This window comes from Aeromonas sp. XH, from assembly GCF_033348475.1.
GTDB classification, from domain to species: domain Bacteria; phylum Pseudomonadota; class Gammaproteobacteria; order Enterobacterales; family Aeromonadaceae; genus Aeromonas; species Aeromonas sanarellii.
In genome coordinates this window covers 1,086,433-1,106,275 of the sequence record NZ_CP137630.1, presented here as the reverse complement: position 1 = coordinate 1,106,275, position 19,843 = coordinate 1,086,433, and the positions used below count along the sequence as shown (strand labels likewise).

Below are 19,843 nucleotides of genomic sequence, written 5' to 3'. Positions count from 1 at the left end.
AGGCGCATGCACCGGGATCAACGGAAGACGAATTCACCCACCTCGCGGGCGCCATAGTCGTTGAGCCAATGGAAGGTCACCCTCTTGGCATGGACGGCCCCGGAGAGTTGCTCCACGGGGAAATCGAAGGTGCCCCCCGGCGCCACCATGCCACCGCTCAGGTTGCTGTAACGCTTCGACTGGGTCGTCTGCAGCTCCAGATTGCTGATGCTGACGTGATAGAGGCTCGGATTGCTGGCCCGCAGGGCATAGCCTGCGCCCTGGTGGACCAGCCGCCAGGTGAGCCGGTGTGCGGAACGCTCCACATTGCCGGCCAGACCCGCCGGCCGGTAGAACATCTTGATCCGGGAGCGAAAGGCGAGCTGCACCATGTTCTGGCCCGCCTGGGTGGATTTGACGCTCGGCGGCACCTCCAGCACGTTGAGCCAGAACACGGACTCGCGGTCTTGAGGCAGCCCCTGTCCCACATAGGCCAGACGCAGGGACTGGCCGCGCTGGGCCTCGATGCGGGTGATGGGAGGCGTGATCAGAAACGGCAGGGCCTCGGCACCGGGCCGGATCCGGCGGTCACCGGCATCCAGCCACACCTGCACCAGCGAGGGGGTGCTCCCCTTGTTGGTCAGCTCCAGCGTGACTTCCCGCGCATTGGCCGGGTAGATGACCCGTGTACCGGAGATCTGGACATGACCCCAGGCCTGCCAGGACAGGAGCAGCAAGGCGCACCAGACGATGCGGCCAGGCCCGGCCAGGGGGGAACGATGGGAGGCAGGGAGGCTCATGGGGCAGACTCAGTGGTAGTCCAGGGAATAGATGAGATCCGCAGAGACCAGGCCGGCACCGACGGCGCCGGTGGCGATGTACTGGGCGCTGTAGTAGAGGGTCGCCCCGCCGGTGGCACTGAAGTTGACCAGCACATTGTTGCCTGTGTTGGTACGAAGATCGATGGGGGTGCTGTTGGCCGAGAGGATCTGCACCTCCACGTTCTGGGCCGGGTTCTTGCCTCCCGAGGCGACGGCCTTGTTGCTGAGATTGCCCGTGGTCTGCTCCACCCCGATGTTTTCGAAGTAGGCCCGCACAGATCCCGTGGTCGGGCAACTGGTGAGGGCGAGGTTGAAACCGGTCGCGCCTGCGGTCTGGCCTATGCTACCAAGGGCATTGGTACTGACGGTGGGCAGGGTCACGGTCGCAGACGCCGTGCCCCCGTTGACCGCGATGGCACAGGTCCCCGCAGTCACTTCGCCATTGATGGTAATGACCCCGTTGAAGGCGGCAACGGGTGCCGACATCCCCATCATGAGTCCGAGTAGCAAGAGAGCCTTGGTCTTCATCACAACCTCCGTCTATCCCTGGATGTCGCTGGCGACTGCCGTCCTCCTGCCAGTGCTTCACTGCCTGCCGACATAGGTGCCATTCAAAGACACCTTTAGTGACACATTAGTAAATAGCACAGAGTTTTCACTCCTGCTCCTTTCAGGCTGCCCCGAGGCCATGGGTCCGGGGGACGGACAGCCCCGGCAGAATGTGGCATCATCTGCCCCCTCGTATCTCACCGCCTTGTTCGATGGAGCCACCATGCGCCGCCTGTTCTTCCTTCTCGTGCTGCTCGGCAGTCCCGCTCTTCACGCCGAATCCGGCTTTATCAGCCGCCTGCTCAACCACCCTGTGCCGGGGGGCGTGGCCGTGGTGCCGCTCGGGGACGGCGCCAAGGCGCCCGCCGTGCGGTATCAGGACAAGCCAGTGCTGGTGGTGCAGGAAGAGGGCAGGCGCTGGATCGCCATCGTCGGCATCCCGCTCAAGAGCCAGCCCGGCCCCCACCAGCTGAAGCTGGGCGATGGCCGCACCCTCGGCTTCCAGGTCGGCACCAAGCACTACCGGGAGCAGCACATCAAGTTGAAAAATACGCGCCAGGTCAATCCGCTGGCGGAGGACATGGCGCGCATCAATCGGGAGCTGGCCGAACAGAACAAGGCCTACCAGACCTTCAGCCCGGCCCAGCCCAGCAACCTGCTGTTCGACAAGCCGGTCAACGGCCCCCTCTCCAGCCCGTTCGGCCTGCGCCGCTTCTTCAACGGCGAGGAGCGCAACCCCCACTCTGGCCTGGACTTCGCGGTCGGCGCCGGCACCCCCATCAAGGCGCCGGCGGCGGGCAAGGTGATCCTCATCGGCAACTACTTCTTCAACGGCAATACGGTGTTCGTCGATCACGGCCAGGGGCTCATCAGCATGTTCTGCCACATGTCGAAGATCGACGTGAAGCTGGGCCAGAGCCTGCCCCGCGGCGGCATCGTCGGCCGGGTCGGCGCCACCGGTCGTGCCACCGGTCCCCACATGCACTGGAACGTTAGCCTGAACGATGCCCGGGTCGATCCCGCCATCTTCATCGGCGCCTTCAAGCCCTGAGGCGAGTCGCGCATGACACGCCTAAAAAGAGAAGAGGCAGCCAGGGCTGCCTCTTCTCTTTTATGCCGGTGACTTGAGTCAGCGCGGGAGGGTATGCAGCCTGGCCTCCTTGCCCATGGCTCGCCACATCACCAACACCAGCAGGGTGCTGCAGGTCGGCAGCGCCAGCCAGACCCCGGCCACCCCCCACAGGGAAGAAAAGCCCCACAGGAAGCCGCCAATCAGCACCAGCTTGCCACCGGTGAGCAGGGAGGCGATGCGGGCCCGGTTGATGGCCTGGAAGTAGGTGGCCCCCACCAGCAGCAGCCCCTCCATGGGCAGCCCCCAGAAGTAGAGCCAGATCCCCAGGGTCGCCACCGGCAAGAGGGCTGCATTGTCGCCGGCAAACAGGTAGACCACCCCCTCCGGCCACAGATAGAGCGGCACCATGCCGCACAGCGCCACCAGCAGGGTCACCCCCAGCGCCAGGTTGCGCACCCGCAGCACCCGCGCCCAGTTGCCCGCCCCGGCGTTGAAGCTGGCGATGGGCTGGATGCCCATGGCGATCCCCTCGAAGATGAGATAGAAGAAGGCCTCGCTGTAGCTGATGACGCCATAGGCTGCCACGTGCAGCGAGGTGCCGACCGAGAGCAGCGCCTTGTTGTGCAGCGCCAGCACCACCGACAGGTAGAGATACATCAGGAAGCTCGACACCCCGAGTCGCAGCGTCTCCCCCATCAGCCGCCAGTCCGGCACCAGGGTGTCCCAGCGGATGCGCAGCTGGCTGCGGGGGGTGAAGAAGTGCCACAGGCACAGGCCGCCGGTCACCGCCTGGGAGAGCATGGTGGCGATGGCCGCCCCCGCCAGCCCCCAGGGGACTACCGCCATCAGCAGGTAATCGAGCAGCACGTTGAGCACGCCGCCCCCTACCAGGATCCAGGTGGTGAGGCCGGGTCGCCCGTCGTTGCGCAGCAGGGCGGTGAACGCCATGGAGAGCACAGCGAAGGCCCCGAGCCAGGCGTACCACTGCAGGTAGGCGAGGCCAGCATCGAAGATGACTCCCTCGGCCCCCATCCAGCGCAGCATCTCGTCCCCATGACGGATGCCGACAAGGCCGAGCAGGGCCGAGGCGATGAGCACCATCACCAGGGCGTTGCCGACGATGTGGCGCGCCTTAGCCTGTTCCCCCTTGCCCAGATAAAACGAGGCGAGCGACGAGGAGCCCATGCCGATCAGCGCCCCCACCGCATAGAGCACGGCGCAGATGGGGTAGGCCAGCATCATGCCGGCCAGCCCGTCCTGACCCAGGATATGCCCGACGAAGATGCCATCTATGGTGACATAGACGCCGGTGACCAGCATGGCGGCCACCGTCGGGGTCACATAGCGCAGGAAGAGGCGGGAGAGGGGGGCCGTGCCCAGGTCGACGGAGGACATAGAATGCTCAACAAGGTGGGAAACGGCCAGAATAATAGCCAAACAAGACCCGGATCACCCGTCATTTATGTTGTGAATCATTAGGATGGAAGGCTTTACCCGCTCCAGCCCCTGCTTTAGGCTAGGGCGATTTCTCATGAACGGAAACGTGCGCCATGTTGCAACGCCTGCTCTGCCTGATGTTCTGTCTCAGCCTGCTCCCCTTCTCCGCAGCCCAGGCCGATGATGCCGTCACCCAGGTGGAAGAGTTGCTGCAAAGCGTCCCCAAGACCGACAGCCCCGAGAACCAGCAGCTGCGGGAGAGCTACCAGCAGGCGCTGCAGTATGCCCGGGACGCCCAGCGCTACCGGGAGCAGGGCAAGGCCTATCAGCAGATCCTCATCGACTACCCCAAGGAGTCGGCCCGCCTCAAGGAGAGCCTGCACAACTATCAGCCCCAGCCCCGCCCGCCCCTCGCCTCCCTCAAGGAGGACGCCCTGCGCCAGGCCATCAGCCTGAGCAGCAACCGCCAGATCAACCTGCGCAAGGAGCGTCAGGGGGTGACCGACAGCCTCAACCAGCTGGAGAGCACGGGACAGGAGTATCACCTGCGGGTCGATGAGCTGCGCAAGCAGCTGTTGCAGACCCGCTCCCAGCTCGATCGCCTGAGCTTCAGCAACGAGTCGGACCGGCTGCAGGAGGCCCAGCAGCTGGCGACCCGGCTCAAGGAGCAGAGCCTCTCCGACCGGATCCAGATGCTGGAGCTGGAGCAGCTCTCCGCCCAGCAACGCAACGATCTCGGCAAGCTGAAGCTGCAGGAGCTCAACCTCGCCATCACGGACGAGGACGAGTGGCAGGCCAGCCTGCTCGCCCAGCAAAACCAGCTGCGGCGAGAAAAAACGGAGCAGGCGCTGGCCGAGAGCGAGCGGCTGCGCCGGCAGCTCACCTCGGACTTGCCCCTGCTGCAGGAGCAGCAACAGCAGAACCAGGCGCTCTCCCTGCAACTGGGGGCCCTGGAGGACCAGATCGAGCGGGTGCAGGACGAGCAGCGCACCCTGGACAGCTCCCTCTCCGGGCTCAACGACCTGGTCAACTCGGTGCGCGAGCAACTGGAATGGCTGCAGATCAGCAACGCCTACGGCGAGAACCTGCGCAGCAAGCTGGCGGATCTCCCCGCCTACTTCCCCCTGGACAAGCTGGAGTCCGACATCGTCAAGGCGCGCATGGCCAAGTACCAGTACGAGACCGAGCAGGATGCCTTGAAGGATCCCGCACAGATCCGCAACGCACTGCTGAGCGGGGATGAGATCACCCTGGATCGCGGCCAGCGCGCCGTGCTCGACAACCTGCTCAAGGCCAGGCGGCAACTGCTGACCCGGCTCAACGACGCCTCCGACACCCTCATTCAGGAGCAGACCCGGCTCAAGCTGCTCTACAGCCGCCAGAACAGCAAGATCGACGAGATCCGCGAGATAAGCGCCAGCCACCTGTTCTGGATGCCGGACGTGCGCCCCCTCACCCCGGCCGTGTTGCTCGACGTGCCCACTGCCCTGAGCCTGCTGCTCGATCCCGTCAACTGGCTGCAACTGCCCAGGGCCATAGTGGAAAACAACCCCATGACCCTGACCCTGGCCGGGCTCGGTCTGCTGGTGCTGGCCTGGTGCTGGGCCAAGCTGGGCCGCCACCTAGTGCAATACAGCCACTACATAGCCCCGCGCATCGGCAAGGTGACCCAGGACAAGTTCAGCCTCACCAGCCGGCTGTTGATGCGCTCCCTGCTGGCGGCCCTGCCGCTGCCCGCCATGGTGCTGATGGTGCGCGCCCTGCTGGAGGGTGCCTGGCAATACCCGTTCGCGGTGGCGGTGGCCCGCGGCCTTGGCGAGATCTGGTTCCTGCTGCTGGCCCTGCTGGTGGCCCGCCACCTCACCCTGGAGAAGGGGATCCTGATCCTCCATTTCCGCTGGCAGAGAGAGCGGGTCCAGAAGGTGTGGGGCCAGTTCCGCACCCTGCTGCTGGTGCTGATCCCGAGCTTCTTCGTGCAGGGCATGGCCAACAGCTATCAGGAGCACGCCTTCTACGACTCCCTCGGCCGCCTCGCCTTCATCGTCGGCGCGCTCTGGCTGCTGCTGTTCTTCGCCCGCCTCAACCGGGAGAAGCTGCCCCTCACCTGGGGCCAGGCGGACATGACCAAGCCCCACCTGCTGCACCACTTCATCTGGAACAGCCTGATGCTGGCCCCCCTGCTGGCGGTGCTGGGCACCCTGTTCGGCTACTTCTATACCTCCCGCATCCTGCTGCGCCAGTTGGAGCTGAGCCTGCTGGCGGGGCTCGGCTGCCTGCTGGTCTACTACCTGGCCCATCGCTGGATGCTGATCCAGCGCCGCCGCCTCGCCTTCGATCGCGCCAAGAGCAAGCGGGCCGAGATCCTGGCCCAGCGGGAGCGGGACGAGGACGATCTCAGCTCCGAGATCCCGGACGTGGTGGAGGAGCCGGAGCTGGATCTCGACACCCTCAGCGCCCAGTCCCTCGGTCTGGTGCGCACCCTGCTGATGCTGGGCTTCACCATGCTGGTGGTGGTGCAATGGTCGGATCTCAACTCGGCGTTCAGCTTCCTCAGCAGCATCGAGGTGTGGCAGGTGAGCAGCAAGGTGGCCGGTATCGAGCAGCTCTCCGCCATCACCCTGCAGGATCTGATGCTGACCGCCTTCGCCTTCATCCTGACGGTGGTCACCGCCCGCAACCTGCCCGGGCTGATGGAACTCACCCTGCTCCAGCACCTGAGCCTCTCCCCCGGCACCGGCTTTGCGCTGACCACGGTCAGCAAGTACCTGGTGCTGCTCATCGGCGCCCTCACCGGCTTCTCCATGCTCGGCATCGACTGGTCCAAGACCCAGTGGCTGGTGGCGGCGCTCTCGGTGGGGCTGGGCTTCGGGCTGCAGGAGATCTTCGCGAACTTCGTCTCCGGCCTCATCATCCTGTTCGAAAAGCCGATCCGCCTGGGCGACACCGTCACCATCCGGGAGCTGACCGGCACAGTCACCAAGATCAAGACCCGTGCCACCACCATAGTGGACTGGGACAGGAAGGAGATCATCGTCCCCAACAAGGCCTTCATCACGGAGCAGTTCATCAACTGGTCCCTGTCAGACGCCATCACCCGGGTCAAGCTGCGCATCCGCATCGGCCTGACCCAGGAGCCCAGGCGGGTGCAGCAGCTGCTGGAGCAGTGCGTGCAGGAGTCCACCCTGGTGCTGGACACCCCGGTCCCTGAGGTATTCCTGATCGAATTCACCGACTCGGCCCTCATCTACGAGATCCGGCTCTACGTCAACAGCATGGATCACCGGATGCCGATCACTCATGAAGTCCACTCGCTGATCCTGGAGAAACTCAACCAGCTCGGCATGCATCTGCCTCATCAGCAGATCGATATCAGGATGAGCCGGGGTTGACGGGCCCCCTCCCCTTGTGAAGGGGAGGGCCGGGGTGGGGTTATCACCATCCCCCAATGACGACAACAGGAGCAACGAATGCAGATCATTGCCCATCGCGGGGCCAGCGGACTGGCACCGGAGAACACCCTCAAGGCCATCGCCCTGGCGCTGGATCTCGGGGTAGGTGCCATCGAGCTCGACGTGCAGCAGGCTGACGGCGAGCTCTGGGTCTTCCACGACCGGCGGCTGGAGCGCTGCACCGACGGCCACGGGGTGCTCAGCCACCAATCCCGGGACTATCTGGCAAGCCTGGATGCCGGAGACGGGGAGCGGATCCCGACCCTGTGGCAGGTGATGAGCCTGATTGCGGGGCGCTGCGAGCTGCATATCGAGCTCAAGGGTGCAGGCACCGCCGAGCCGGTGGCCGCCCTGACCCGGCGGGCCGAGGCGGAGCTTGGCTTCACCCCGGCGCACTGGGTCGTCTCCTCCTTCCATCATCCCGAGCTGATACGCTTCAAGGTGTTGCGGCCGGAGATCAGAACTGGCGCCCTGACCGCCAGCCTGCCGCTGCACGGTGCCCGCTTCGCCGAGGAGCTGGGGGCCTGGACCCTGAACTGCGACGTGGATTTCGTCGACCAGGCCCTGGTAGCGGATGCCCATCGCCGGGGGCTCAAGATCCTGGTCTACACGGTCGACGAGGTGAGTGATGGGGATGCATTGGCGGCCATGGGCGTCGATGGCATCTTTACCAACCGACCAGATCGATTCAGCTGAGTATCGGCGCGGCCTGGCGGGCCGTCGGGAGGTGAAATAAATCGAAAATTTGCTGTGCACCGGGATACATAAAGTCCACAGTCGGCCGATACAGAGTTGGCCCATAACAATAACAAACACCACGGATCTCAGACTGACGCTCACAAGGATGTAAACATGAACCTATCCATCAAGAACAAGCTGGTCCTCGCCATCGGGGCCATTATCCTGGTCATCTCCGGCCTGCAGGTCTGGTACAACACCACCCAGCTGCGCAGCGAAACCCAGCGGCTGATCTGGAGCTTCATCGACGACAGCTCCATCGCCAACGTCAAGGGCATCTCCCGCTGGCTCGATGCCCGCATCAGCCTGGTCCAGGCCACCAAGGAGGCCTTCGCCAAGGAGGAGGAACCGCTGAGCCACCTGGCCCAGTCCATGAACGCGGGCAACTTCGACCTGGTCTACGTGGGGACCAAGGATGGCCGGATGATCCAGAGCAAGCCGACCGATCTGCCGGCCGGCTATGATCCGCGCCAGCGCCCCTGGTACAAGGACGCCATGGCCGCCGGCAAGCTCGCCATCACGGCCCCCTATGCCGACGCCGCCTCGGGCAACCTCATCATCACCATCGCCGAGCCCTTCAGCCGCGGCAGCACCGACGGCGTCATCGCCGGTGACGTCTCCATCGACGGCCTGGTGCGCGACGTGCTGGCGATCAACTCGGAAGGCACCTACGCCATCCTGGTGGACAGCAACGGCACCATCATCGCCCACCCGGACAAGGCGCTGACCCTCAAGCCCGCCACCGCCCTCTCCCCGGACCTGACCGCCGCCAAGGTCAACGAGCTGGCCCATGACAACACCATCTCCGAGATGAATATCAGCGGCAAGGCGAGCGTGTTCGATCTCACAGAGATCCCCAACACCAACTGGTACTTCGGCATCGTCGTGGACGAGGCGGTGGCCTATCAGTCCGTCTCCCGCATGGTGACCTCCGCCCTGCTGCAGGGCCTGCTCACCATCCTCATCGTGGCGGGCTTCTCCTACGTGGCCATCAACCGCTCCCTGGCGCCCCTGAAGACCCTCGGCGACGCCATCGCGGATCTCTCCCGTGGCAACGGCGATCTGACCCGCCGCATCAAGATCGAGCGGGAAGACGAGGTCGGCACCGTCGCCAAGCACGTCAACACCTTCATCGAACGCATCCACGTCATGGTGCAGGACATCTCCAACTCCTCCACCCAGCTCAACCAGCAGGCCAGGTCCTCCCACGACATGGCGGAGAAATCCAACCAGGGGCTGGCGCGCCAGCAGAACGAGATCTCCCAGATTGCGACCGCGGTGCACGAGATGTCCGCCACCGCCGTCGAGGTCGCCAGCAATGCCGAGCAGACCGCGGAGGCAGCCCGCAGCAGCTCCAGCAGCTGTGAGCACGGCAAGCAGGTGATCGCCCGCAACCAGCGCTCCATCACGGATCTCGCCACCCAGGTCAAGCAGGCCTCCGGCATCATCCAGGAGCTGGAGAAGAACGCCCAGGAGATCAACACCATCCTCTCCACCATCCAGGGCATCGCCGAGCAGACCAACCTGCTGGCGCTGAACGCCGCCATCGAGGCCGCCCGGGCCGGCGAGCAGGGCCGCGGCTTCGCCGTGGTGGCGGACGAGGTGCGGGTGCTGTCCCAGCGTACCCACAGCTCCACCGTCGAGATCCGCAGCATGATCGAGACCCTTCAGCGCAACACCCAGGGGGCCGTCAGCACCATGCACGAGGGTCAACTGCTGGCCCAGAACAGCGTGGAAGACGCAAACGACGCCACCCAGGCCCTGGAGCAGATCACCACCTCCATCAACCAGATCTCCGACATGGCGACCCAGATATCCAGCGCCGCCGAGGAGCAGCGGGCGGTGACCGACGAGGTCAGCCGCAACATCCAGGCGGTCAAGGACGTCTCCGACGAGCTGGCGATCGATGCGGACAGCTCCCGCAACCTGTCGGCTCAACTTAAAAATATTTCAGGCGAACTGAACAATCAGGTGGGCATGTTCCGCATCTGAGACCACCCCATCCAGGGGGCCGCACAGGCCCCCTTTTTTACGTAAAATCCCTTTTGTTTCAGTAGTTATTACCCGGGCGCCCCGTATCGCATTTTTGTGAGGCTCCTCCCCATTCAGGTCGCATACAGCCTGCCCATGGTTCACCTCGGCTATATTCGCATTACTTTTTTTAAAATATTTCAGACCATAAAATGCTGAGAATAGTTCTTATTAAATATTTTTGATAAAAAACTTAAAAACTTTGAGGGTAATACCCAAAAAGAGAGGCATTTCTCATTTTACTGAAAGAAAACTACATATAATCTGGGAGTTAAAACAACCAGACTGATGGTTGCGGCTGATCCTGATCACTGAAGGATGGCGATAAAAACGGCGTTTTCATCCATGGAATGGGGTGGTTGTATTAAAAACCACCATTGCCACGCACTAAAACAGAGCAGTTTGACTTGCATCAAGCCTGAATTTTTTTCATAGAGCAAAATCGTGCCCAGCAAATCTATCCCTAAGGAGGCAGATGTGGATATTATCAAGACCGATGTCGCCATCATCGGTGCCGGTGGTGGTGGCCTGCGTGCCGCAATCGCCATTGCAGAAGCCCACCCCGATCTGGATATCGCCCTGATTTCCAAGGTCTATCCCATGCGCAGCCACACAGTGGCCGCGGAAGGCGGCGCCGCCGGCGTCGTCCGTGATGACGACTCTCTCGAGAACCACTTCAACGACACCGTCTCCGGCGGTGACTGGCTGTGCGAACAGGACGTGGTCGAGTACTTCGTCGAGAACGCCACCAACGAGATGATCCAGCTGGAGCACTGGGGTTGCCCCTGGAGCCGCAAGCCCGATGGCAAGGCCAACGTGCGCCGCTTCGGCGGGATGAAGATCCCCCGTACCTGGTTCGCCGCCGACAAGTCCGGCTTCCACATCCTGCACACCCTGTTCCAGACCTCCATCAAGTACCCGAGCATCAAGCGCTTCGACGAGCACTTCTGCCTGGATCTCATCGTGGAAGATGGCCGCGTCCAGGGCGTACTGACCTTCGACATCCAGAACGGCATCACCCGCTTCATCCAGGCCAAGTCCGTGGTGCTGGCCACCGGCGGTGCCGGCCGCGTCTATCGCTACAACACCAACGGCGGCATCGTCACCGGTGACGGCATGGCCCTGGCCTACCGCCACGGCGTGCCCCTGCGGGACATGGAGTTCGTCCAGTACCACCCGACCGGCCTGCCGGGCACCGGCATCCTGATGACCGAAGGCTGTCGCGGTGAGGGTGGCATCCTGCTGAACAAGGATGGCTACCGCTACCTGCAAGACTATGGCCTGGGCCCGGAAACCCCGGTCGGCCAGCCGAAGAACAAGCACATGGAGCTGGGCCCGCGCGATCGCCTCTCCCAGGCCTTCTGGCAGGAGCAGCAGAAGGGCCGCGTGATCCAGGGCCCCATGGGCGACGTGGTTCACCTCGACCTGCGCCACCTCGGCGAGAAGTACCTGAAGGAGCGTCTGCCCTTCATCTGCGAGCTGGCCAAGGCCTACGTGGGGGTGGATCCGGTGAAAGAGCCGATCCCGGTGCGCCCGACCGCCCACTACACCATGGGCGGCATCGAGACCAACGGCCAGTGCGCCACCCGTCTGCCGGGCCTCTATGCCCTGGGCGAGTGTGCTTCCGTCGGCCTGCACGGCGCCAACCGTCTGGGCTCCAACTCCCTGTCCGAGATCGTGGTGTTCGGCAAGGTGGCCGGCGAGCACGCCGGTGAGTTTGCCAAGACCCAGGCCCACGGCGACACTGCCGCCCTGGCCGCCAAGGCCGAGGCTCTGATCAAGCAGCACCTCTCCCTGCTGGATGTCGACGGCACCGAGAATCCGGCGGATATCCGCAACGAGCTGGGCATGTCCATGGAAGCCGGCGTCGGTATCTACCGTACCGAAGAGCTGATGCAGGGCACCATCGACAAGATCAACGAGCTGAAGGCCCGCTACAAGAAGATCAAGATCAACGACAAGTCCTCGGTCTTCAACACCGACCTGCTGTACGCCATCGAGCTGGGCTACATGCTGGACGTGGCGGAAGCCATGGCGCACTCCGCCATCAACCGCAAGGAGTCCCGCGGTTCCCACCAGCGTCTGGACGGTTACGAGGAGCGCGATGACGTCAACTTCCTCAAGCACACTCTCTCCTTCTACAACGGCGAAGGGGCCCCGACCATCGACTACTCCGATGTGAAGATCACTAAATCCCAACCGGCCAAGCGCGTGTACGGTTCCGAGGGTGAGAAACAAGACGAGGCTAAGAAGAATGGCTGAGATGATCGAAATTGAAATCCTGCGCTACCGTCCGGAGCAGGACAACGAGCCCTGGATGCAGACCTTCCAGGTGCCCTACCTCAAAGAGATGTCCCTGCTGGACGCCCTGCAGTACATCAAGGATCAGCTGGACTCCACCCTGAGCTTCCGCTGGTCCTGCCGGATGGCGATCTGCGGCTCCTGCGGCATGATGGTCAACGGCATTCCGAAACTCGGCTGCAAGACCTTCCTGCGGGACTACCTGCCGGGCAAGATGACCATAGAGCCGCTCAACAACTTCCCCATCGAGCGCGACCTGGTGGTGGACATGTCCGACTTCATCGAGAAGCTGGAGAGCATCAAGCCCTACATCATCCCGGCCGAACCGCGCAACCTGTGCGACGGCGAGTACACCCAGACCCCGGCTGACATGGCGAAGTATCACCAGTTCTCCATGTGCATCAACTGCGGTCTGTGCTATGCGGCTTGCCCACAGTACGGCATCAACAAGAAGTTCACCGGTCCGGCGGCCCTGGCGCTGGCCTACCGCTACAACGCCGACAACCGCGACAGCGCGTCCAGGGAGCGGATGAAGATCATCAGCCAGGACGAGGGCGTCTGGGGCTGCACCTTCGTGGGCTACTGCTCCGAAGTGTGCCCTAAGGGCGTGGATCCGGCCGCCGCCATCCAGCTTGGCAAGGTCGAGAGCGCCAAGGACTACATGATCGCCATGTTCAAGCCGGATTGAGACCAGGAGTGAGACCATGAACAACACTGAGAGCAAACGTAAGCCCTACGTGCGCGAGATGAAGAAAGACTGGTGGCTGAAGAATGCCTTCTACACCGGCTACATGATCCGCGAAGGCACCAGCATCTTCGTCTCCATCTACGCCGTGGTGCTGATGTGGGGTCTGATGCGCCTGGTCCAGGGTCAGGAGGCGTTCAACGGCTGGCTGGAGTCCCTGCAGAGCCCGGTCGCCATCCTGTTCCACGTCGTCGCCCTGGCAGCCTGCCTGTTCCACGCCAAGACCTGGTTCGCACTGGCCCCGAAAGCCATGCGCATCTTCCGTGGTGAAGACCTGGTGCCGGAGAAGCCGATCGTCATCGCCCAGTATCTGGCGCTGGCGGTGGTATCCCTGCTTGTCCTGATCATCGTGGCCTGAGGAGAAAACCCTGAAACGTTCTGACGAACCCGGTTATTGGAGCCAGCCTGGCCCCGGAACCCGTGCGTCAGCAAGGTTGCCACGATATCGCTATTAATCCTGATTTGAGGAAAAAGCATGAGACGTTCTGACGAGCCAATATACTGGGGTCTGTTTGGTGCCGGTGGCATGGTGGTTGCCATGCTGCTGCCGGTGATTGTCCTGATTACCGGTCTGCTGGTGCCCATGGGCATCATGGACGTGGAGACCATGAGCTACGAGCGCGTGCTCGCCTTCGCCAGCTCCTGGTGGGGGGCCTGCATCCTGCTGGCCATCATCGCCCTGCCCATCTGGCACGGCATGCACCGCATCTACCACGGCCTGCATGACCTGGGGATCCACACCACCAAGCTGCACCACTACGTGTTCTACGGCTTCGCCTTCCTGGTGTCCGCCATCACCGTCGGTCTGCTGATGGTGCTGGTGTTCCAGTAAGCACATCCTGACGCAATGAGAAACCGGGCCAAGCGCCCGGTTTTTTTATACCCCTCCCCCTTTTCAAGGGGGAGGTTGGGAGGTTATGCCCCCGCCGCCCAAAGCGCCAGCAGGGGCGCCGGCACGGCGCCGTATCTCAATTGCGGGGTCTGGTGCCAGTCCGCCAGCTTCCGGAGTGCCTTGTCCAGCTCCCGGGCCAGGATCTGGGTGACCCTGACGCCCGGCTCCAGATAGAGGCTCTTCACCTCGAACACCCCCTCCTTGCGGTGGGCCTTAGCGTCCATCCTGCCCACCAGCCTGCCGCGATGCAGCAGGGGCAGCACGAAGTAGCCGTACTGGCGCTTGGGGGCCGGGGTGTAGCACTCGATACGGTAGTCAAAGCCAAACAGCTCGCTGGCCCGCTTGCGATCCCACACCAGGGGATCGAACGGCGAGAGCGCTGTGGTGTGGGTCGCCTTGAGGGTGCCCGCCTGGGCCTGCGCCAGCTCGCCCGCGAGCGACGCGTGCACGAAGGCACCGTGCTGCCACCCCTCCACCCGCACCGGCAACAGCTCCCCCTCGTCCGCCAGCCGATGGAGCAGGGCGTCGTACTTGCCCCGCCGCAGGCGATAGTAGTCCGCCACCCAGCCGGTCTTGACCAGCCCCAGCGCCCGGCAGCTGGCCCGCACCATGTCCCGTTGGGCGAGCTCGAGGCTCGGCAGATCCCGCTCGTCGTCCCACTCGGGGATGATCCGCTCGGCGAGATCGTAGACCCGCTGGAAGTTGCGCCGCTCGCGCACCATCAGGCGGCCCGCGGTGAACAGCACCTCCAGGTGCCGCTTCTCCGGCTTCCAGTCCCACCAGCCATTGCCCTTGCCCCCCTTGCGCTCGAAGTCGGCAGCCCGCACCGGGCCCTCCAGGCGAATGCGCTCGACGATCTGCTCGATCTCCTCCCCGTGGGTCTTGAGCCACTGGGCCGAGAACTTCCAGCCCATGGCGGCGGGATCCAGCATGCGATGGCGCAGCAGCCGGTAATCCTCCCGGGGCACGAAGCAGGCCTCGTGGGCCCAGTATTCGAAGAGGTCGCCCTCGGCCAGCAGCCGCTCCAACCAGGCGGGGTCGTAGTGGCCGAGGCGGCTGAACAGCACCAGGTAGGGGCTGCGGGCCACCACCGAGATGGTGTCTATCTGCAGCAGCGCCATGCGGCGGATGCAGTCAAGCAGATCGGCGGGGGCGGCCTTGGTGCGGCGCGGGGTCAGCAGCCCCTGGGCCGTGAGCTGCAGATGGCGGGCGTCCTGCAGGGAGAGATGGGGAATCGACATGAAGATAAGGGCATCCGTTCCAAGGTTGCAAAGCACCAGCATGCCCAACTCGGCGGCAAATGGAAACGCCCGGCTCAGGGTTTGGTGAAGACGGCCACATCGGCATGGGGAAACTCGACCTCTGCCCGCCAGCGAGCCCCCAGGGCGCGGAACGAAGCTTCGGCGAAGAAGACGATGTGGGTGGGATCCTGGCGATAGCGCCAGGTCCTGAAGCGCTCGTCCCCCAGCACCCGCTGGGTCTGCACGACCAGCACGCCGCCGGGCTTGAGCCGGGCCCAGAGGCCGTCCAGCACGGCGCGGGGGTCGGCCAGGTGCTCCACCACCTCGGTGCTGGTGATGAAGTCATACTCCCGCGACAGCAGCTCGGGATCGTCGGCGTAGAACTTGTCGTAACCCGCCATCTCGAAGCCCGACTCCCGCCCCATGGCGACCAGCGCCGGGCCCGGGCCGCAGCCAAAGTCGAGGCCACAGGCAGGAGGCGGCACCCGGGCCAGCACTTCCCCGAAGGCCCGCATCAGGAAACGGCGATAGCCGGGATCGTCCACCCGGTTGTCGTGATCGTCGTAGACCGCCTTCTCGGCCGCTTCGTCCAGGTGATCCGCCTCATCCAGCCAGACCAGCTCGCACGCCAGGCAGCGGTGATACGCCTTGCCTGCCACCGGCAGGGGGTAACTTCGGCAGGACGAACAGAGAGGGCAAGGGGCTGGCATGGGGACTCCTCGGATGGCGACAGCGGGGCAGATTGCCTGCCACGCCCGCCGCTGGCAACTGTTTTGTCTCAGCCGGGTCGTCTCCCGCGCCCGACTTCGGGTGCCCCTCGCATTTTTCCTCCTTTTTTCGCTCCTTAAGGGTTTCTTAAGTTTGCCCTTTTACTCTCAACCCATTCCAAGAGAAGGAGCCAACCATGACCAGCGAGATCCAAGCCCCCTACAGGTTGATCCTGGCCGAATCAGAGCAGCAGGTCATGGCGCTGCAAGCCTATATCCAGGCCGCCTACACCCTCGAATTCAACGCCCGCATCCCCCATTTTCTGCCCTGCCTGCTCGGACTCTACCGGGCAGACGGCGTGCTGGTCGGCGCCTGCGGCCTCAACCAGGCCAGCCATGGCGAGCGTGAGCAGCCCCTCTATCTGGAGCAGTACCTGGAACAGCCCGTCGAGGCCGCCATCGAGACCCGCCTCGGGGTACGTCCGGCCCGCAGCCGCATCATCGAAGTGGGCAACCTCGCCTGCCGCGAGCCGGGCAATGCCCGCCTGATGTTTGCCGCCCTGTGCCGGCTGCTGTGCGACAACGCCCTCGACTACGTGGTGTTCACCGGCACCGCCAAGCTTCGCAACAGCTTTGCCCGGCTGCGCCTCAACCCGGTGGAGCTGGCACTCGCAGAGGCCCACCAGGTGGGGGAAGACGCCAGCGCTTGGGGGGAGTACTACCGCTGTCAGCCCAGGGTCATGGCGGGCGACCTCAACCAGGGGCGCGAGGTGCTCGCCCAGAGCAGCCTGCTGCTCAACCTGCTGGGGCCCATGCCCATGCTTTTTGACCAGGCCGGCCATGACAAGAGGTGCGCTCAATGAGCCTGTTCGACGCCATCGCCCGCCACGCCAGCCTGACGCCGCGACAGCCCGCACTGCAAGGCAGCCAGGGAGAGCTGGATTACCGGACCCTGTGGCAGCAGACCCAGCGCCTGGCCGACCGCTTGCAGCACACCGGCATTCGCCGCCTGGCCCTGCAGCTCGACAACGGTCTGCCCTGGGCCCTGATCGATCTGGCCTGCACCCGGGCCGGGATAGTGGTCATTCCCGTGCCTCACTTCTTCAGCCCGGCGCAACAGGCCTGGCTGCTGGAAAGCAGCGGGGCCGATGCCCTGGTGGGGCCCGAGCACCAGGGATGGCAGGCGGCCGCGCCGCTCGTGCTGATGGCAGGCAGGCCGGATGAGCAGGCCGTGCCCCTGTGGCGCCGCATCCCAACCAGCCTGCCCGAGCTGCCGGCGGGCACCGCCAAGATCACCTATACCTCGGGCACCACGGGCCAGCCCAAGGGGGTCTGCCTGTCGCTGGCGCAGATGACGGCGGTCTGCGAGTCTCTGGCCGAGCGCGTCGCCCCGGCCAGGGTGGAACAACACCTGACCCTGCTGCCGCTCACCACCCTGCTGGAGAACCTGACCGGTCTCTACGTGCCGCTGCTCACCGGTGCCAGCAGCCGCATCCCCGCCCTGGGGGAACTCGGCTTCTCGGGCTCCAGCAAGCTGGATCCCGCCACCCTGGCACAGGCCCTGTTGCGATGGCCCAGCCACAGCCTGGTGCTGGTGCCCGAGTTGCTGCGCCTGCTGCTGGCCCTGTGCGGCGCCAATCCTGTGCTGGCCGAAGGGCTCAGGGGGCTGCGCTTCGTCGCCGTCGGCGGCGGCAAGGTCGCCCCCGAACTCATCGCTCACGCCCGTGCAGCGGGGCTGCCGGTCTACGAGGGATACGGTCTCTCCGAGTGCGGCTCCGTGGTCGCCCTGAATGGCCCCCTGGGGGATCGCCCGGGCAGCGTCGGCCTGCCCCTGCCCCACTGCCGGGTGACGATCGCCGCCGACGGCGAGGTCATGGTGAGCGGCAGCGCCATGCTGGGCTACCTGGGGGAAGAGGGCGCCGCGGCCAACCCGCTTGCCACAGGTAAGCCTGCTGACCCGCAGATCGCCACCGGCGATCTGGGCCATCTGGACGAGGAGGGCTATCTCCACATCACGGGGCGCAAGAAGAACGTGCAGATCACCGCCTTCGGCCGCAACTTCTCGCCGGAATGGGTGGAGGCCCAGGCCCAGCTCTGCCCGGCCATCGCCCGCATCGTCATCTTCGGCGACGGCCAGCCCGCCAACGTGGCCTTGATCCAGCCGCTGCCGGGCAGCCAGTCCCAGCTGGCCGAGCAGATAGCCCGGCTCAACCGGCAATTGCCCGACTACGCCCGCATCCATCACTGGCTGCCGGTGGCGCTGGATCAGCACCCCGGCCTGCTGACCGCCAACGGTCGCCCCCGTCGCAACGAGATTTATCAGCACTTTTCCCGGCAGATCGACCAATGCCTGACACAAGGCCTCACAGGAGAATCCTCATGAGTTTCTATCAGACCCTGCAACAAGCCACCGCCGGCGAGCGCGAGCGCCTGTTCAATGCTCCCATCATCGAGGCCTGCCGCCGTGGCGACATCAGCCGGGAGACCTACCTCGCCTTCCTGGCACAGGCCTATTACCACGTGCGCCACACGGTGCCGCTCCTGATGGCCACCGGCGGCAGGCTGGGGCAGGAGTACGAGTGGATGCGCGGCGCCATCCGCGAGTACATCGACGAGGAGTACGGCCACCAGGAGTGGATCCTCAATGACATCCGCGCCTGCGGCGGCGATGCAGAGGTGGTGCGCCACGGCCGGCCCGGGCTCCCCATCGAGCTGATGGTCGCCTTCCTCTACGACCAGATCCAGCGCGGCAACCCCATGGGCTTCTTCGGCATGGTGCAGGTGCTGGAGGGCACCAGCGTCGCCATCGCCCTGACCGTCGCCGATCAGCTCAGGAGCGGTCTGGGTCTGCCGCCCCAGGCGATGAGCTACCTCAGCTCCCACGGCGCCCTGGATCAGGAGCACCTCAAGTTCTTCGAATCCCTGATGAACCGGGTGGAAGACCAGGCCGATCAGGCTGCCATCATTCACGCGGCCCGCGTGGTCTACCGCCTCTATGGCGACATGCTCTATCAGCTCACGGGATCCGGCCAATGAAGCTCGAAGGAAAACGCATACTGCTCACCGGCGCCAGCGGCGGCATAGGCGAGGCCCTGGCCATGGAGCTGGCGGCCCAGGGCGCACACCTGCTGCTGCACGGACGCAGGGCCAATGCCCTGGAGCGCCTGCGCAAGGAGCTGCCGCATCCGGAGCGCCACCAGACGGTGACAGCCGATCTGGGCTCGCCCCAGGAGCGGGCCAGGTTGTTGCAGCACCCGGCCCTGGACGAGGGGCTGGACGTGCTGATCAACGGCGCGGGCTGCAACCAGTTTGCCTGGCTGGAGGATCAGAGCAGCGAGCAGGTCGAGCGCCAGCTGCTGCTCAACGTCGAGGCCCCCATCCAGCTCACCCGCGCCCTGCTGCCGAGGCTGCGCAAGCCCGCGATCATCATGAACATAGGTTCCAGCCTGGGGGCCATCGGCTATGCCGGCTACAGCGTCTACTGCGCCAGCAAGTTCGCCCTGCGGGGCTTCAGCGAGGCGCTGGGACGGGAGCTGGAGGGCACCGGCATCAAGGTGCTGCACTTCGCCCCCCGCGCCACCCGCACCCACCTCAATTCCGAGGCGGCCTACGCCATGAATGCCGAGCTCGGCACCCACACCGACAGCCCCCAGGACGTGGCCGAGGAGGCCGTCATCGCCCTGTGCAACGAGACACGCCGCAGCTGGCTCGGCTGGCCGGAGAAGCTGTTTGTGCGGCTCAACGCCCTGCTGCCCGCCGTGGTGGACAGGGCGCTGGCCAGGCAGCGCCCGATCATCGAGCGCCACGCCCGCCGCTCGCTCCCCCTTGCCACCGGGCACCAGAGCCCGCCCCCCTGTGCCACGAACGAGAAGGAACATTGA

At 64.7% G+C, this 19,843-nt stretch carries 17 protein-coding genes; 12 read left to right on the top strand and 5 right to left on the bottom strand.

Annotation, left to right across the window (positions count from 1 at the left end):
- Positions 1 to 17: 17 nt before the first annotated feature.
- The gene (locus tag R2B70_RS05240) at positions 18 to 779 is read right to left on the bottom strand and encodes a fimbria/pilus periplasmic chaperone (protein ID WP_318162809.1); all 762 of its coding nucleotides are present in this window, start codon (positions 777 to 779) and stop codon (positions 18 to 20) included.
- A gap of 9 nt (positions 780 to 788) precedes the next feature.
- Positions 789 to 1,328: a fimbrial protein gene (locus tag R2B70_RS05235; protein ID WP_318162808.1), complete on the bottom strand. Its 540-nt coding sequence runs from the start codon at positions 1,326 to 1,328 to the stop codon at positions 789 to 791.
- A 244-nt stretch (positions 1,329 to 1,572) separates the two neighbouring features.
- On the opposite strand from R2B70_RS05235, the gene R2B70_RS05230 reads away from it, so the two are divergent.
- Positions 1,573 to 2,400 (top strand): peptidoglycan DD-metalloendopeptidase family protein, encoded by an 828-nt coding sequence (locus R2B70_RS05230; protein ID WP_318162807.1) that lies wholly within the window; start codon positions 1,573 to 1,575, stop codon positions 2,398 to 2,400.
- Positions 2,401 to 2,478: 78 nt separating this feature from the next.
- Here R2B70_RS05230 and R2B70_RS05225 read toward each other — a convergent pair whose 3' ends face one another.
- On the bottom strand, positions 2,479 to 3,816 hold the full coding sequence (locus R2B70_RS05225) for an MATE family efflux transporter (protein WP_318162806.1): 1,338 nt from the start codon (positions 3,814 to 3,816) through the stop codon (positions 2,479 to 2,481).
- 155 nt (positions 3,817 to 3,971) lie between these two features.
- Here R2B70_RS05225 and mscM point away from each other — a divergent pair, with 155 nt between their 5' ends.
- The 7 genes from mscM to frdD all read left to right on the top strand — a co-directional run bounded on the left by mscM (position 3,972) and on the right by frdD (position 13,954).
- Positions 3,972 to 7,247, top strand: coding sequence for a miniconductance mechanosensitive channel MscM (mscM, locus tag R2B70_RS05220; protein WP_318162805.1), 3,276 nt, complete (start codon positions 3,972 to 3,974; stop codon positions 7,245 to 7,247).
- A 78-nt stretch (positions 7,248 to 7,325) separates the two neighbouring features.
- The gene (locus tag R2B70_RS05215) at positions 7,326 to 8,003 is read left to right on the top strand and encodes a glycerophosphodiester phosphodiesterase (RefSeq protein WP_318162804.1); all 678 of its coding nucleotides are present in this window, start codon (positions 7,326 to 7,328) and stop codon (positions 8,001 to 8,003) included.
- Between the two features lie 156 nt (positions 8,004 to 8,159).
- On the top strand, positions 8,160 to 10,037 hold the full coding sequence (locus R2B70_RS05210; RefSeq protein WP_042078946.1) for a methyl-accepting chemotaxis protein: 1,878 nt from the start codon (positions 8,160 to 8,162) through the stop codon (positions 10,035 to 10,037).
- A 516-nt stretch (positions 10,038 to 10,553) separates the two neighbouring features.
- Positions 10,554 to 12,338, top strand: a complete 1,785-nt coding sequence (gene frdA / locus R2B70_RS05205; protein ID WP_042078945.1) for a fumarate reductase (quinol) flavoprotein subunit — start codon at positions 10,554 to 10,556, stop codon at positions 12,336 to 12,338.
- Entirely contained in the window at positions 12,331 to 13,065 is a 735-nt protein-coding gene (locus R2B70_RS05200) for a succinate dehydrogenase/fumarate reductase iron-sulfur subunit (protein WP_042078944.1), read from the top strand. Before frdA ends, R2B70_RS05200 begins: the two co-directional genes overlap by 8 nt.
- A gap of 16 nt (positions 13,066 to 13,081) precedes the next feature.
- The gene (locus R2B70_RS05195; RefSeq protein WP_042078943.1) at positions 13,082 to 13,480 is read left to right on the top strand and encodes a fumarate reductase; all 399 of its coding nucleotides are present in this window, start codon (positions 13,082 to 13,084) and stop codon (positions 13,478 to 13,480) included.
- 117 nt (positions 13,481 to 13,597) lie between these two features.
- Positions 13,598 to 13,954, top strand: a complete 357-nt coding sequence (gene frdD, locus R2B70_RS05190; RefSeq protein WP_042078942.1) for a fumarate reductase subunit FrdD — start codon at positions 13,598 to 13,600, stop codon at positions 13,952 to 13,954.
- Between the two features lie 83 nt (positions 13,955 to 14,037).
- On the opposite strand, the gene R2B70_RS05185 is transcribed toward frdD, so the two are convergent.
- Both R2B70_RS05185 and R2B70_RS05180 read right to left on the bottom strand, forming a co-directional pair.
- Entirely contained in the window at positions 14,038 to 15,255 is a 1,218-nt protein-coding gene (locus tag R2B70_RS05185; protein WP_318162803.1) for a winged helix-turn-helix domain-containing protein, read from the bottom strand.
- Between the two features lie 74 nt (positions 15,256 to 15,329).
- Complete coding sequence (locus R2B70_RS05180) at positions 15,330 to 15,965, bottom strand: class I SAM-dependent methyltransferase (RefSeq protein WP_219143726.1); 636 nt, start codon at positions 15,963 to 15,965, stop codon at positions 15,330 to 15,332.
- A gap of 194 nt (positions 15,966 to 16,159) precedes the next feature.
- Here R2B70_RS05180 and R2B70_RS05175 point away from each other — a divergent pair, with 194 nt between their 5' ends.
- The 4 genes from R2B70_RS05175 to R2B70_RS05160 are packed head-to-tail and all read left to right on the top strand — an operon-like array spanning position 16,160 to position 19,843.
- Positions 16,160 to 16,825, top strand: a complete 666-nt coding sequence (locus R2B70_RS05175; RefSeq protein WP_219143725.1) for a thermostable hemolysin — start codon at positions 16,160 to 16,162, stop codon at positions 16,823 to 16,825.
- Complete coding sequence (locus R2B70_RS05170) at positions 16,822 to 18,345, top strand: AMP-binding protein (RefSeq protein WP_318162802.1); 1,524 nt, start codon at positions 16,822 to 16,824, stop codon at positions 18,343 to 18,345. The genes R2B70_RS05175 and R2B70_RS05170 overlap by 4 nt, the downstream gene beginning before the upstream one ends.
- Entirely contained in the window at positions 18,342 to 18,998 is a 657-nt protein-coding gene (locus R2B70_RS05165) for an iron-containing redox enzyme family protein (protein ID WP_318162801.1), read from the top strand. Before R2B70_RS05170 ends, R2B70_RS05165 begins: the two co-directional genes overlap by 4 nt.
- The gene (locus R2B70_RS05160) at positions 18,995 to 19,843 is read left to right on the top strand and encodes an SDR family oxidoreductase (RefSeq protein WP_216989753.1); all 849 of its coding nucleotides are present in this window, start codon (positions 18,995 to 18,997) and stop codon (positions 19,841 to 19,843) included. Before R2B70_RS05165 ends, R2B70_RS05160 begins: the two co-directional genes overlap by 4 nt.

What these genes read in the sequence shown, in the direction of transcription:
- R2B70_RS05240 (WP_318162809.1), bottom strand. Translation starts at nt 779, where the DNA reads ATGAGCCTCCCTGCCTCCCATCGTTCCCCCCTGGCCGGGCCTGGCCGC.
- R2B70_RS05210 (WP_042078946.1), top strand. Translation starts at nt 8,160, where the DNA reads ATGAACCTATCCATCAAGAACAAGCTGGTCCTCGCCATCGGGGCCATT.
- R2B70_RS05235 (WP_318162808.1), bottom strand. Translation starts at nt 1,328, where the DNA reads ATGAAGACCAAGGCTCTCTTGCTACTCGGACTCATGATGGGGATGTCG.
- R2B70_RS05195 (WP_042078943.1), top strand. Translation starts at nt 13,082, where the DNA reads ATGAACAACACTGAGAGCAAACGTAAGCCCTACGTGCGCGAGATGAAG.
- frdD (WP_042078942.1), top strand. Translation starts at nt 13,598, where the DNA reads ATGAGACGTTCTGACGAGCCAATATACTGGGGTCTGTTTGGTGCCGGT.
- mscM (WP_318162805.1), top strand. Translation starts at nt 3,972, where the DNA reads ATGTTGCAACGCCTGCTCTGCCTGATGTTCTGTCTCAGCCTGCTCCCC.
- R2B70_RS05200 (WP_042078944.1), top strand. Translation starts at nt 12,331, where the DNA reads ATGGCTGAGATGATCGAAATTGAAATCCTGCGCTACCGTCCGGAGCAG.
- R2B70_RS05225 (WP_318162806.1), bottom strand. Translation starts at nt 3,816, where the DNA reads ATGTCCTCCGTCGACCTGGGCACGGCCCCCCTCTCCCGCCTCTTCCTG.
- R2B70_RS05160 (WP_216989753.1), top strand. Translation starts at nt 18,995, where the DNA reads ATGAAGCTCGAAGGAAAACGCATACTGCTCACCGGCGCCAGCGGCGGC.
- R2B70_RS05175 (WP_219143725.1), top strand. Translation starts at nt 16,160, where the DNA reads ATGACCAGCGAGATCCAAGCCCCCTACAGGTTGATCCTGGCCGAATCA.
- R2B70_RS05165 (WP_318162801.1), top strand. Translation starts at nt 18,342, where the DNA reads ATGAGTTTCTATCAGACCCTGCAACAAGCCACCGCCGGCGAGCGCGAG.
- R2B70_RS05180 (WP_219143726.1), bottom strand. Translation starts at nt 15,965, where the DNA reads ATGCCAGCCCCTTGCCCTCTCTGTTCGTCCTGCCGAAGTTACCCCCTG.
- R2B70_RS05185 (WP_318162803.1), bottom strand. Translation starts at nt 15,255, where the DNA reads ATGTCGATTCCCCATCTCTCCCTGCAGGACGCCCGCCATCTGCAGCTC.
- R2B70_RS05215 (WP_318162804.1), top strand. Translation starts at nt 7,326, where the DNA reads ATGCAGATCATTGCCCATCGCGGGGCCAGCGGACTGGCACCGGAGAAC.
- R2B70_RS05230 (WP_318162807.1), top strand. Translation starts at nt 1,573, where the DNA reads ATGCGCCGCCTGTTCTTCCTTCTCGTGCTGCTCGGCAGTCCCGCTCTT.
- R2B70_RS05170 (WP_318162802.1), top strand. Translation starts at nt 16,822, where the DNA reads ATGAGCCTGTTCGACGCCATCGCCCGCCACGCCAGCCTGACGCCGCGA.